This window comes from Legionella qingyii, from assembly GCF_003184185.1.
This window is the reverse complement of the sequence record NZ_QHJG01000021.1, coordinates 80,421-94,336: the sequence shown is the minus strand read 5'-3', so window position 1 is coordinate 94,336 and position 13,916 is coordinate 80,421. Positions and strand designations below refer to the sequence as shown.

The window sequence follows — 13,916 nt, the reverse complement described above, 5'->3', positions numbered from 1 at the left end:
TACCAAAATCCTCAATCATTCATTCAATCGCTCCCTGATTATTTATTAGTAAAATTAGCGCGTGCGTCTTTTGAAAAATACATTTTTAGTTTGTGTTGCAGTGATTTATATTAATTTGCTGCAATAAAAATTTCATAGCCCTTGAAATCTTATTAGGTGCCCCCATCTCTGATTTTCACATTGCTAAGCTGTGGAGAGGAGAAATTGCATGAGTAGAAAACAAGATAAAAATTGGCATCAATTTAAAGAAGAGCATGAATCGAAAGACATTGAAAATTCTGAAGAAGCCGTAGACTTACCTGAAGAAACAGAGCATCGGGAGCCATCTTTAGATCACCCAAGTTACATTGAGTTGAGTGAAAAGCTGACTCTTGCAGAACAGCAATCTCATGAAAATTGGGAAAAAGCGGTTCGTGCTCAAGCTGAATTGGAAAATGTTCGTCGCCGTGCTGAACGCGAAGTAACTAATGCTCATCGCTATGGTGTTGAGAAGATAATTACTGATTTATTACCGGTAATCGATAGTTTAGAGCAAGCCTTACAACTGGCTGTTAAAGCAGAAGATGCAGCAATGCATGAAGGCTTGGAATTAACTCTGAAGCTTTTTATGGATGTATTGAAAAAATTTGAGATTCAGCAAATTGATCCCATTGGTTTGCCTTTTGATCCACAGATTCATGAAGCGATGTCGATGCAAGTGGTACCCGATGCGGAACCCAACACGGTATTAGCAGTATTCCAAAAGGGATACAAACTAAGTGATCGAGTGATTAGACCGGCACGTGTGGTTGTGTCAAAAAAATAAAAATGTGAGATTTATGGGTTGAAATTGGTTAGTTATGCCCCATATAAAAATCATTGCATTAGAAAACTACTACTTTGGAGCAAGAATAGAATGGCTAAAATTATAGGAATCGACTTAGGTACCACCAACTCATGTGTTGCTGTTATGGAAGGTGATAAGCCTAAGGTAATTGAAAATAGTGAAGGTCACCGCACGACGCCTTCCATCGTTGCTTTTACTGATGATGGTGAGGTATTGGTTGGACAAGCTGCAAAACGTCAAGCAGTAACTAACCCAGATAATACTTTATTTGCGATTAAACGATTGATCGGTCGTCGTTTTGATGACGCGGTTGTTCAAAAAGACATCAAGATGGTTCCTTACAAGATCGTTAAAGCAGACAATGGAGATGCTTGGGTTCGTGTGAAAGATCAGGACAAAGCTCCACCACAAGTTTCTGCTGAAGTGTTACGTAAAATGAAGAAAACTGCAGAAGATTACCTTGGTGAAGAAGTGAAAGAAGCTGTGATTACTGTACCTGCTTATTTCAATGATTCCCAACGTCAAGCAACCAAAGATGCTGGCCGTATTGCCGGCCTTGAAGTAAAACGTATCATTAACGAACCTACCGCTGCAGCTCTTGCTTATGGTATGGACAAAAAGCGCGGTGATTCAATCATTGCTGTATATGACCTTGGTGGTGGTACTTTTGATATCTCGATCATTGAAATTGCAGAAGTCGATGGAGAACATCAGTTTGAAGTGCTCGCAACAAATGGTGATACATTCTTGGGAGGTGAAGACTTTGACTTGGCTTTGATTGAGTATCTGGCTTCTGAATTCAAAAAAGATACAGGTATTGATTTACACAATGATGCATTGGCATTACAACGATTGAAAGATGCTGCTGAAAAAGCAAAAATTGAACTTTCTTCAGCACAACAAACGGATGTTAATCTACCTTACATTACAGCAGATGCTTCTGGACCAAAACACCTGAACATTAAATTAACTCGCGCTAAACTGGAGTCTTTGGTTGAGAAACTTGTTGAGCGTACAGTAGAGCCTTGCAAAATCGCATTGAAAGATGCTGGATTGACTGTGTCACAAATTAACGAAGTCATTTTGGTTGGTGGTCAAACACGTATGCCTTTAGTACAAAAAACCGTAGAAGAGTTTTTTGGTAAAGAGCCACGCAAAGACGTTAACCCCGATGAAGCCGTTGCTGTAGGTGCTGCTATACAAGCTGCAGTTTTATCTGGTGAAGTAAAAGATATTCTGTTGCTTGACGTAACTCCTTTATCTTTAGGCATTGAAACTATGGGTGGTGTGATGACAAAACTCATCGATAAAAATACCACAATTCCTACTAAAGCCAATCAGGTGTTCTCTACTGCCGATGATAATCAAACAGCAGTTACTGTGCATGTGCTGCAAGGAGAAAGAGAGCAAGCTTCAGCTAACAAATCTCTGGGTAGATTCGATTTAGGTGATATTCCTCCTGCTCCACGTGGTGTACCACAAATTGAAGTAACTTTTGATATTGATGCGAATGGTATCCTTAATGTTTCTGCTAAAGATAAAGCTACTGGTAAGGCGCAATCCATTGTTATTAAAGCATCTAGTGGCTTGAGTGACGAAGAAGTGGAGGCAATGATCAAAGACGCCAAATCGCATGCGGAAGAAGATAAGAAATTTAAGGAAATGGCAGAGTTACGTAATCAGGCCGACAGCTTGATTCATAGCTGTGAGAAATCAATGAAAGATTTGGCGGCTGAACTTTCTGAAGATGAGAAAAAAGGCATAGAAACAGCAATCGCTGAATTAAAAGAAGCAATTCAGGGCACTGACAAAGCACAAATTGAAGAGAAATTAAAAGTGTTAAACGATGCTTCTGCTAAAATGGCTGAACGGGTTTATGCTAAAAAGGCATCTGAAGGGCAAGCAGGATCTGGTGAAGCGCCTCAGCAAGAACATGCGCAATCTCACGAGTCAGCTAAAACTGATGAAGGAGTTGTGGATGCTGAGTTTGAAGAGGTTAAAGACGATAAGAAATAATTGATGTAATCGTCACTTAGTAGCCTAGGTGCTTTGTAGCCTGGGTGCAACAAAGCGGAACCTGGGATTCTGGAAATGTACGCCTTAATCCCGGGTTCCGCTTTGCTATACTCAGACTATATGGTCCGTATTTTTTATTTTTAAATATTGTGAGTAGTTATGGAACGGCAGGATTATTATGAACTTTTAGAAGTAAGTCGAACTGCAAGTGATGCTGAAATTAAAAAAGCATATCGCAGGTTGGCAATGAAATATCACCCAGATCGCAACGCTGGTGATTCTGCTGCAGAAGAGAAATTTAAAGAAATTCAAAATGCTTACAGCGTTCTCTCTGACCCACAAAAACGTGCTGCCTATGACCAATTTGGTCACGCAGGTGTTGATCCGTCCATGCGAGGTGGACAAGGAGGTTTTGGTGGCTTCGGAGGTTTTGGCGATGTCTTTGAGGATATTTTTGAAAATATCTTCTCGGGCGGACGAGGTGCTGGACGACAATCTCGTGGTCAACGCGGCGCTGATTTGCAATTTAATGTGCAATTAACGCTTGAAGAAGCTGCTTTAGGTAAAGAAGTGCAAATTACAGTTCCAAGACATGGGGCTTGTTCTACCTGTAGCGGTAGTGGCGCTAAAAAGGGAACTCAACCCAAAACGTGTGAAACCTGTAATGGCATGGGACAAGTCAGAATTCAACAAGGCTTTTTCTCTATTCAGCAAACCTGCCCAAGCTGTCACGGTGAAGGAAAAATTATTTCTGATCCTTGCCCAGATTGTCATGGTCAAGGTCGGGTACGTGAAAGCAAAAAACTCACGGTTAAAATTCCCGCTGGCGTAGATAACGGTGATCGCGTTCGTTTAAGCGGAGAAGGTGAGGCTGGCATGCATGGTGGAGGCCCTGGCGATCTTTACGTACAAATCAACGTAAAAAAACATACTATATTTGAACGTCATGAAAATGATTTACATTGTGAAGTACCTATAAGTTTTATAATCGCTGCAATGGGTGGTTCTATTGAAGTACCAACCCTTGAAGGACGAGTTACTTTAAAGATCCCTGAAGAAACGCAAACCGGCAAAGTGTTCCGTTTAAGAGGTAAGGGGATGAAGTCCGTACGTGGTCATGGTCAGGGTGATTTATTATGTAAAGTAGTGGTAGAAACTCCTGTGAATTTATCACGAGAACAAAAAGAATTACTAACTAAATTCCAGGAATCACTGGAAAATGCCAAAGGAAATCATTCTCCCCGCTCAAATTCTTGGTTTGCAGGTGTGAAAAAATTCTTTGAAGACATGAAATTTTGAACTAAGTAAGTTACAATGCTCACATTTATCTAAATGTGCATTTTTTGAGCTTGCTGACCAAGGGATATAAACGTCATGACTCTGTATAAAAAAGAGTCATTGTAGCCTGGGTGAGCGACGCGTAGCCCGGGTTACGCTTCGCTCATCCAGGCTACAGATGCGTTAAGGCTACTAAAAATGACACATTGCATAACCAGACTAATAGAGAAGAGCCATGATAAACCAACCAGCAATTTTAGTATTAGCCGATGGAACTATTTATGAGGGGATTTCGGTAGGAGCAACAGGAGATTGTGTCGGAGAGTTGGTTTTTAATACCTCTATGACGGGTTATCAAGAAATGCTCACAGACCCTTCTTATACTCGGCAAATAATTACCTTGACTACAGCCCATGTCGGAAATACTGGATGCACTCATGATGATATGGAGTCAAATAAAGTTTGGGCTGCAGGTTTGGTACTCCGTAATTCTTCAATAATTCATAGTAATTATCGTGCTGAACAATCTCTTCCTGATTGGCTCAAAAAAAATGGTGTGGTTGCAATTGCTGGAATTGATACTCGTGATTTGACTTTGCGTTTACGAGAACACGGGGCTTTGGGTGCTTGCATCAGTACTGATGTAGGGAATCCTGAAGTGGTTTTATCAAAAGCAAAATCCTTCTCTGGACTTCAGGGAGTTGATTTGGCTCTGGAAGTTTCTAGAAAAACCATAGAACGTTGGCATGATGGCCAAGGTGAGTGGGGGACAGGTTCTCAACCCCAAAAATTCCACGTAGTCGCTTATGATTTTGGGGTAAAGCATAATATTTTACGTATTTTACATGACAAAGGGTGTCATTTAACTTTAGTTCCGGCAAAAACTTCGGCTGCAGAAGTTTTAGCAATGAATCCTGATGGAGTCTTTTTATCTAATGGCCCCGGAGATCCGCAGGCGTGTGACTATGCAATTCGGGCAACCCAAGAGTTTTTAGAGCATAATATTCCCTTATTTGGCATTTGTCTGGGTTTTCAAATCTTGGCTTTAGCTTGTGGTGGAATAACCAAGAAAATGAAATTTGGTCATCACGGTGCCAATCATCCGGTAATTGAAACTGCAGGGAAAAAACGTGTTTTTATAACCAGTCAGAACCATGGTTTTGCAGTGGATGAAGAGAGCTTACCCGATTGTCTTTCCATAACTCATCGTTCTTTATTTGACAATACCCTTCAGGGCATCAGACATAAGGAAAAACCGGCATTGGGCTTTCAAGGTCATCCAGAAGCAAGTCCAGGACCGCATGATATAGAAATAATATTTAATGAATTTATACAATTGATGAAATAGGATATAGCAATATTAATTAGAGGATTAACTAATGAATGATAGTCATGTTTTTACTTCTGAATCGGTTTCTGAAGGACATCCTGACAAAATAGCAGATCAGATTTCTGATGCAATTTTAGATGCTATTTTAATGCAAGATCCTGCTGCGCGTGTTGCTTGTGAGGTATTCGTCAAAACAGGTATGGTGTTAGTTGGTGGAGAAATTACTACTAAAGCATGGGTGGACGTGGAAGCCGTAACGCGACAAGTAGTTAAAGATATAGGTTATAACAGCTCACAAATGGGTTTCGATTGGGAATCTTGTGCAGTACTTTCTGCCATAGGTAAACAATCTCCTGATATTGCTCAGGGGGTTGATAATAAAGAAACGAAAATGCTTGGTGCCGGAGATCAGGGTTTAATGTTTGGTTATGCCAGCCGTGAAACCGATGTTTACATGCCAGCTCCAATTGCTTACGCACATCGTTTGATGGAAAAACAAGCTCATTTACGTAAATCAGGAACGTTACCCTGGTTGCGACCTGATGCGAAATGTCAAATAACCTTAAAATATGAAAGGGGTATACCTGTTGAGGTTGACACAGTTGTTTTTTCAACACAACATGCAGCTGAAATTGAATATAATGATTTAGTCGAAGCAGTACGTGAGGAAATTATTAAAACCACGTTACCTCGCGAATGGCTGACCCATAAAATGCATATTTAAATGCAATTACTGGCCATGGTGTACATGTTGTTACTGTGAATGATTATCTTGNCCCCCCCCCCCCCCCCCCCCCCCCCCCCCCCCCCCCCCCCCCCCCCCCCCCCCCCCCCCCCTGTTCTGGTAAAGATCCCTCTAAAGTAGATCGTTCTGCAGCTTATGCAGCACGACATGTTGCAAAAAATATAGTAGCGGCTGGATTGGCTGATAAGTGTGAGTTACAAATTTCTTACGCAATTGGTGTTGCCGAACCCACGTCAATTTTTGTTGAAACGTTCGGAACGGGGCGTTTATCTGATGGCGAAATTATTGAATTAATTAATTCTCATTTTGATTTAACGCCACAAGGCATCATCGAATATCATGATTTGCTTCGTCCGATTTACAAGCAAACAGCGACTTATGGCCACTATGGACGTGAGAACTTTCCCTGGGAACGTTTGGATAAGGTGGCGGAGTTAAGCAAAGCTTTATAAGGAGATCTAATGGAACTAGTCAATAAAGTAGAGGCAGGGAGCAATATGACAAAAGATTATAAAGTAGCAGATATGTCACTGGCTTCTTGGGGGCGCAAAGAAATTGCGATTGCCGAGACAGAAATGCCGGGATTAATGGCTTTGCGTGAAGAGTTTGCTGCCACCAAACCATTAAAAGGTGCTCGTGTTGCAGGTTGTTTGCATATGACAATTCAAACTGCAGTGCTGATTGAAACGTTGATTGCGTTAGGTGCTGAAGTTCGTTGGTCTTCTTGTAATATATTTTCTACCCAGGACCATGCTGCTGCCGCTATTGCTGCAAAAGGTATTCCTGTCTTTGCCTGGAAAGGTGAAACTGAAGAAGAATATTGGTGGTGCGTGGAGCAAACGCTTACTGGACCGAATCATTGGACCCCTAACTTATTGCTGGATGATGGTGGTGATTTGACGCAAATGGTCCACCAAAAATTCCCGGAGCTCTTACCTGGAATTAAAGGAGTTTCTGAAGAAACAACCACAGGTGTTGCACGACTATATGAAATGGCTAGAAAAGGTGATTTAAAAATCCCTGCCATTAATGTGAATGATTCAGTAACTAAATCCAAATTTGATAACATGTACGGTTGCCGCGAATCCTTATTGGATGGAATAAAACGTGCGACTGATGTAATGATCGCAGGAAAGGTCGCTTTAATTTTAGGTTATGGTGATGTAGGTAAGGGATGTGCTCAAGCATTACGAGGACAAGGTGCGATTGTTTTAATTGCAGAAATTGATCCTATTTGCGCGCTGCAAGCTGCAATGGAAGGATACCGTGTTGTGACTCTAGATGATGTAGCTGAACAGGTAGACATTGTAGTGACCGCAACGGGTAATTACCACGTAGTGACTCACGATCACATGAAACGTATGCGTCATCAGGCTATTTTATGCAATATTGGTCATTTTGACTCTGAAATTGATGTCCAGAGTTTAAAGAAATATCAATGGGAAAATATCAAGCCACAAGTTGATCATGTCATTTTTCCAGATGGAAAACGCTTGATTCTTTTGGCTCAGGGACGATTGGTTAATTTAGGATGCGCTACTGGCCATCCAAGTTTTGTGATGTCAGCCTCTTTTTCCAACCAAATTTTGGCGCAAATTGAATTATTTAAAAATGCTGCTCAATATGACCGACAAGTTTATGTTCTTCCCAAGTTATTGGATGAAAAAGTAGCTCGTTTACATTTAGGGAGAATCGGAGCGAAATTAACCCAACTCACGAAAGAACAAGCGGACTATTTAGGCGTGGCGATCAGTGGTCCTTATAAGCCAGAGCAATATCGGTATTGATTTAGTAAGTACTTAGTCTCTATCTGGGAACGGATTTATTTGGCACTCTTGATGTATGCATTAATGGCACTAAGTTAAGAATATTTTTCTATATTTTCTTCCTGTCCTAGGTTCCGCGACGTGTTCGCGGGATCCAGCTATGAAGCTTATATTGCTTGGTTTCTGCGAACACGTCGCGGAACGTAGGCTCTGAGAGAATAATTTCAATTTAGTGCTATTGCTGTATGCTGTGCTTGCTTAGCAAAAATGTTCTCACCACCCGCACTCAAATCCCATCGTTCGAGTAAACATGAACAGGGGGTGAAGGGCTATTACCAACAGTTACAGGACTTACGAAAACTCCCAATCTCTTCATTAAAAAATGTTTTTTACTTCGGTCATTTAGTCTATCTAAACTCCCTCATTAAAATCATTTTTTGCCTCGACCTTAGAGTTTTTCGTAAGTCCTTAGTTATTATTCCAAGCAAGGATTGCACTTTTCGTTTACAACCAATGGCAGTTTTATAAAAAAATATCGTAGGGACATGAGCAGTTGTTATAATAGAAATGAAGGGATACATGCAGTATATAAAGCGTACCAAGAAGTTCAACAATCTATTTTTAAGTTTAATACATTAAGTATAGGAGAGTAACAGTTTGGGGTATGTTTAATCCTTGTTTTGCCTTGTTTCTTATAGCATACTGAATTTGCATGTATTTTATAAGGAGATTGTTGCATGTTTAAATCAGGGATTTTAGGTTTAAGTCTTTTATCTATTACACAGGGTATTTTTGCTTCATCTGGTGAAGATACAGTGCGAGTGATAATCAAATATAAAGAACAAATAACCAGTGTTTCATCTATAAAGTCACAAATAAAGCAGATAGCCCAATTACCCATAAAAGAATTAAATCCTATGGCAAATGGTGCTTTTTTATTAATTTTAGACTCAAAAAACAGCACATTAGTTAAAGGCGATGATGAGGATACTACATCCTTCGTTTTAGAGCGTTTGCGCAAAAATCCTCAAGTTTTATATGCAGTTAAAGATAGAGTTAGTTATTTTAAACCCGTTCCTGATCCAGAGATTTTGGGTACGGGCGATATATTATCACATGAAAGTCAGTGGGATGAATTCTCGCGTCCGGCAGGAATTATGTTGGAGTCCAAGCCTGGATTCAGAGATGGAGCCTGGGCCTATACCACGGGTATTTCTAAAAAACCAATAGTCGTTGCAGTTTTAGATACTGGAATTGCTTTGAATGACAGTTTAATTAATAACCTGGTCAAGGACAGTTCAGGCAACTTATGGGGCTGGAATTTTGCTGGAAACAACAATAACTTGATTGATGAAACGCGATCTTATCATGGAACTCATGTTGCTGGGACGATTGCGGGGTATGGCAGCGTCATGAGTGGAATGGGTGAGGATTTAAAAATTCTTCCTTTAAAAATTCCTGCTGCTAATGGGATGTTTTATGAAAGCTACGTCATTAATGCCATTTATTGGGCCGTAGGTGGTGATGTTCCTGGAATACCACATAACATTCACCCTGCAAAAATATTGAATATGAGTTTTGGCGTAGATAGAGGCCCTAAAGATGAAATAGATTATTGTGATCAGGCATTGCAAGAAGCAGTCTTTTTTGCCCGCAAAAAAGGTGCGGTATTGGCTGTCGCGGCCGGAAATGATAACCTTTGGGAGCATTTTAATGCGCCTGCGATTTGTAATGGAACGATTAAAGTCGCTTCTACTGGACCTGAAGGCCTTAGATCCTATTTTTCGAATTATGGTCCAAGTGTTACTTTGGCTGCTCCCGGCGGAGACAAGCGTTATGGTATTTGGGGAGGAATTTTATCTACAGTGAATCCAGGAGGTGGTTATAATGGCTCTGGCTTTGATTTTTATCAAGGAACCAGCATGGCTACTCCTCATGTTGCCGGTGTTGCCGGATTAATTTTTGCAGCAAGTGAGAAAGTACTTAGTCCTGAACAAATAGAACAATTATTGTATACAACAACACATGATTTTGGAGCCAGTGATGATGCGAATAAATCGTGTGTGGGTAAAAAACCTTGTGGACATGGTATTTTGGATGCTGAAAATGCTGTTAAAGCGGCAGCAGCCGGTTATGATCTTCTCTTTTCTGCTCCCAAAGTAGAGCATTTGGCAATTAAGGATTGTGGAAAGAATACCCTAACTCCAAGTAAAAAGCGCATTGTTTCAGATGGAGGAGTTTGGATACAAAACCGTGCTACGTGTGAGGCGGTAGAGAACTTTCAAAAACCTCATATAAAGCAAACTAAAAATGGAAACATTATTGCTTATTATGGTTCCGTAAGTTATCGACTTGAACAAAGCGCTTACAAGTCATGTCACATCATTGGGTATGATGGTGTTGGTTGTTATTTTTGATTCAGTCCTTTCCTCTCTCTAGAGGACACTGCCATTAAGTTAAGGATTTTTGTCATTCCCGCGAAGGCGGGAATCTACTCCTAAATTAGCACTACGTCTTGCCATAAATAGTTCCCGCCGACAGCTTTTCCCTAACTTAATACAGTGTTTCTAGGAAAGAGGGGATGTATTTGTAACCATTCACACTATAGACTTAAGCGTATAGCCCGGGAGAAGTGCAGCGGAACCCGGGTTTTCATTGCACAGAGTCCCAGATTCCGGTTTGCACCTTCACCCAGGTTACGACGTAATCTTTAATTGAAAAAGGGGCGTAATCGCTTGGCTGCTGCACGTTGCTCTAATTGTTCGGCAGATAGGGGCCTTAGTTGCGTTAGGGTGTTGCTTGGTTGAGTTAACGTATTGCTGGGCGGGGTCAAGGTATAATGCGGCTGCGGCTTATAAATCGAGGGCATGATTTTGAGCACTTCTTCTGCTTGTTTTAAAAGAAGCTCCACTTTTTGATTCAGTAGCTCGTTCTTATTAATTTTTTCATAAAGCTCTTTAGCTACCCCAAGACCATGTAATGTTGCTTGATAGAATTGAGAAATTGGTCCTCTGAGCGCAGCTATATGATCAAAAACGGGGCCAACGGATTGATGCTCTAAAAGAAGCGTCACATTTTCTTGAAGGTTACGCATCAAACTTAAAAAATGATCTTGTTGTAGAATCAGTTTTTGCATTCCTTTAATTAAAATGTTTTGCTTGATGTGTTTACGTTGATACGCTTTTAATTCAAAACTTAAATGATCTTTCTGATAACGGTTTGTGATTTTTAATAGAGAGCTAACGAGTAACGAAAGCATATGAATGACTTGCTTCAAATCTTCATTACCTAAAGCATAGGCAAGCCGATCCATGTTCATTTTAGATGAGTGCCGGGGCTGAATATCTAAAAGATAAAGTAAGTTCTGATCAATGCTCAGAAGTAAAGCCAGAGTATCTTGATTACCTAAGCGATATTGAAGAACTAATTGTATGGAACAAATTGTATCTTCTATGGAGGATGATTCTTCTTCAGGCGCTTTAAGCAATTCATCGAGAAGACTTTCTGACGATTTAATACTCTTTGTTGCTTCATTCAGTAGATTTTTTAATTGTTCTACATTGATCTCATTCATTTTATATAAGGCACCGCGTTGATTAAGAAAAAAACATCCTTATTGTAATAATAACATTGAAATGCGTTTTTAAAGTATAATTTTACCCCTTGTAAAAACTATTTTTGATACGTTGATATGTGAATTAATCACAAGCCAGAGGATATAGCGAATAAAGCTTAATTTTTATTTCGCCTCATGGCTTTTGAGCAACAAAAATTCTCCAAGTTTAAATTTGGGTCAATGTGATGGCATTATATTATCAATCGTTAATCAGGAGGTAAGCTAAAATGTATCCTATAGAAGCGCGATTGACTACTCCTTTAAAGATTGATGTGGCGAAAATAGCGACTTATTTTCCAGAATTTAGATATAGGGGGCCAGCAATCAGTTATAGTGGAAAACCAATTACTTCGGAATTTATTTTAAATGATGGCAACTTAGATAAAATGGAAGTCTTATCTTTTGATAATAAAACCGATGAAGGATTCACGTCTATTTCTTCTAATTATTCGCCAAAAGAGTTAGCTGTTCTTCTTTTGCGGCTTCCATTAGAACTCTCCTCGCCTTTAGTTAATTCACTAAGAGAAATAGGTATGGAAATATCACTCAGTGAAAATGAACAACAAGAAATAATGGCTGTATATCAACGTGAAAAGAAATTAAATTCAGTACATCGATTACTAAAAGGAGCTGTTCCTGTTGATTTCAAACTAACTGAAACAATTACAGTGCTACAACATGAGTATGCAATTACAACAGCAACATCAGAACAACCAATTTTAGGTACATATGGTGCTAATACATGCCTCATCTTAGCACTCTATGATGCTACAAATAAAATGGCAATTCTCGCACACATTGATACTATGACCCCTATTGAATCTTTATCGGAATTACTGCAACCTGTTTCTGAAAACTCAATTGCTCACCTGGCCGGCGGCGACTCGAATTCTCATTCAATGTGTATCGAGCTGATAGAGTTGCTCACGAAATACCATATCCATATTGAAAATGCCGATGTTCTAAAATCATCATTTGCTGGAGCATCGTTGGCTATTGATGCACGAACTGGAACAATTTATTCGCCAGTGAGGCCGGATCAATTATATAAAACTGCTGATATCAACCAGAGACAGCGAAGAGTTCAAATGCAGTTTATTAAATCTCCTTTAGTACAATGTAATGATAAGCCACTCATTTATCAGGATTTTGAAGGTGCTTCTAAAAACAAGGATAGATTAAAAGAGTCAGACTCTGTTTTTTATGATGAAGGACCTATAATTACTTCTGGTTCAGAGTGGGATTGGGATGCGGATCAATATAGAACTACCTTTGTACAACATCCTTCTCATGACAATAATTCAATTACTACAGACTTGATTGATAAAGCTCATGATGAGGTAACTACGAAACAACCCAAACGATGGTCGTTTAAAGAATATAATGCGCATTCTTTTCTTCGTGATCTGGATAAAAATAGGGCAGAGGATAAGGAACAAAAACTTGAGTCTCAAGTTGAAGAACAACTAAGCTTACTATTAGGGGAACGTTGCAGTCTAATAAGTTTATTATCTAATTTACATATCATTAAAATTTCAGCAGCACAATCTGAGCAAACAGTGAAGCAATATGCAGCGATATTATCTGCTGTTGGCTTAGTAGTTGCAGCCAATGGTGGAAAATTAAAACTAGAAGGAACTCTTACAAAAGTTTTGGAAAAGCTTGATAAGGTGACCTTTGCAAACCATCATCACGAGAATTTTATAATGGGATGACAAGGAAAAGTGACAATTAGTTTGCGATTTGCTTAAATATGGTATAAATTGCAATTAAATGTTTCAGCATAAGGAGTGTGCAATGATACTTAAAAGCCCTGCATTTGCTCATAATGGATTTATTCCTAGAGAATATACGTGTAATGGTGCTGGTCATTCACCACCACTAGTATGGAACAATGCACCTAAAAATACCCAATCTTTTGTTTTAATTATGGATGATCCTGATGCTCCAATGGGATTGTGGGTACATTGGATTTTATTTAATCTACCTGCTGATAGTCATGAGCTAAAATCGGGAATCGGTGTTCCATCGAAAGCAATCAGCGCCCGAAATAGTTGGGGTAAATCAGGCTATGGAGGACCTTGCCCCCCCAGTGGTACTCATCGCTATTTCTTCAAGCTCTATGCCTTAGATACCTCATTAACTCTTGGCGAGCATGCGACAAAAAAAGAAATAGAGACTGCCATGCAGAATCATATTATTGAGCAGACTGAATTAATTGGAAAATACAATCAATTGGTTTAGGAAATAAATCTGTTGTTTCGATGAAGCGAAAGGGAACCCAATATTCAATTAGACTCGGATTTCGCGTTCGCTTCATAGTGATTTCTATTAAATTT

General features: G+C 39.7%; 9 protein-coding genes and 1 pseudogene. 9 read left to right on the top strand and 1 reads right to left on the bottom strand.

What is annotated here, in order from left to right; all coding sequences use genetic code 11:
- Window positions 1–208 precede the first annotated feature (208 nt).
- The 7 genes and pseudogenes from grpE (at window position 209) to DGG96_RS13180 (ending at window position 10,378) form a co-directional block, all read left to right on the top strand.
- Window positions 209–805, top strand: a complete 597-nt coding sequence (gene grpE, locus DGG96_RS13220; RefSeq protein WP_110143126.1) for a nucleotide exchange factor GrpE — start codon at window positions 209–211, stop codon at window positions 803–805.
- Between the two features lie 90 nt (window positions 806–895).
- Window positions 896–2,842 carry a molecular chaperone DnaK gene (dnaK, locus tag DGG96_RS13215; RefSeq protein WP_110143125.1) on the top strand — a complete coding sequence of 649 codons (1,947 nt, stop codon included), beginning with the start codon at window positions 896–898 and terminating at the stop codon, window positions 2,840–2,842.
- A 159-nt stretch (window positions 2,843–3,001) separates the two neighbouring features.
- Window positions 3,002–4,141, top strand: a complete 1,140-nt coding sequence (dnaJ, locus tag DGG96_RS13210; RefSeq protein WP_110143124.1) for a molecular chaperone DnaJ — start codon at window positions 3,002–3,004, stop codon at window positions 4,139–4,141.
- Between the two features lie 214 nt (window positions 4,142–4,355).
- Window positions 4,356–5,468, top strand: a complete 1,113-nt coding sequence (gene carA / locus DGG96_RS13205) for a glutamine-hydrolyzing carbamoyl-phosphate synthase small subunit (RefSeq protein WP_110143123.1) — start codon at window positions 4,356–4,358, stop codon at window positions 5,466–5,468.
- 31 nt (window positions 5,469–5,499) lie between these two features.
- Window positions 5,500–6,647, top strand: a pseudogene (metK, locus tag DGG96_RS21430) (methionine adenosyltransferase).
- Window positions 6,648–6,656: 9 nt separating this feature from the next.
- A complete protein-coding gene (ahcY, locus tag DGG96_RS13190) occupies window positions 6,657–7,982 on the top strand; it encodes an adenosylhomocysteinase (RefSeq protein WP_110143122.1) in 1,326 nt (441 codons plus the stop codon).
- A gap of 716 nt (window positions 7,983–8,698) precedes the next feature.
- Entirely contained in the window at window positions 8,699–10,378 is a 1,680-nt protein-coding gene (locus tag DGG96_RS13180; RefSeq protein ID WP_110143120.1) for a S8 family serine peptidase, read from the top strand.
- A 293-nt stretch (window positions 10,379–10,671) separates the two neighbouring features.
- Here DGG96_RS13180 and DGG96_RS13175 read toward each other — a convergent pair whose 3' ends face one another.
- Complete coding sequence (locus tag DGG96_RS13175; protein WP_110143119.1) at window positions 10,672–11,535, bottom strand: hypothetical protein; 864 nt, start codon at window positions 11,533–11,535, stop codon at window positions 10,672–10,674.
- Window positions 11,536–11,804: 269 nt separating this feature from the next.
- Between DGG96_RS13175 and DGG96_RS13170 the strand changes: the two genes are divergently transcribed.
- Together DGG96_RS13170 and DGG96_RS13165 are read left to right on the top strand one after the other, a co-directional pair.
- Window positions 11,805–13,292 (top strand): hypothetical protein, encoded by a 1,488-nt coding sequence (locus tag DGG96_RS13170; protein WP_110143118.1) that lies wholly within the window; start codon window positions 11,805–11,807, stop codon window positions 13,290–13,292.
- Between the two features lie 82 nt (window positions 13,293–13,374).
- Window positions 13,375–13,821 carry a YbhB/YbcL family Raf kinase inhibitor-like protein gene (locus tag DGG96_RS13165; RefSeq protein WP_110143117.1) on the top strand — a complete coding sequence of 149 codons (447 nt, stop codon included), beginning with the start codon at window positions 13,375–13,377 and terminating at the stop codon, window positions 13,819–13,821.
- The last annotated feature ends 95 nt before the right edge of the window (window positions 13,822–13,916 follow it).

Excerpts from the sequence above, each read along its gene's own strand:
- grpE (WP_110143126.1), top strand. The coding sequence starts at position 209 with ATGAGTAGAAAACAAGATAAAAATTGGCATCAATTTAAAGAAGAGCAT.
- dnaK (WP_110143125.1), top strand. The coding sequence starts at position 896 with ATGGCTAAAATTATAGGAATCGACTTAGGTACCACCAACTCATGTGTT.
- dnaJ (WP_110143124.1), top strand. The coding sequence starts at position 3,002 with ATGGAACGGCAGGATTATTATGAACTTTTAGAAGTAAGTCGAACTGCA.
- carA (WP_110143123.1), top strand. The coding sequence starts at position 4,356 with ATGATAAACCAACCAGCAATTTTAGTATTAGCCGATGGAACTATTTAT.
- ahcY (WP_110143122.1), top strand. The coding sequence starts at position 6,657 with ATGGAACTAGTCAATAAAGTAGAGGCAGGGAGCAATATGACAAAAGAT.
- DGG96_RS13180 (WP_110143120.1), top strand. The coding sequence starts at position 8,699 with ATGTTTAAATCAGGGATTTTAGGTTTAAGTCTTTTATCTATTACACAG.
- DGG96_RS13175 (WP_110143119.1), bottom strand. The coding sequence starts at position 11,535 with ATGAATGAGATCAATGTAGAACAATTAAAAAATCTACTGAATGAAGCA.
- DGG96_RS13170 (WP_110143118.1), top strand. The coding sequence starts at position 11,805 with ATGTATCCTATAGAAGCGCGATTGACTACTCCTTTAAAGATTGATGTG.
- DGG96_RS13165 (WP_110143117.1), top strand. The coding sequence starts at position 13,375 with ATGATACTTAAAAGCCCTGCATTTGCTCATAATGGATTTATTCCTAGA.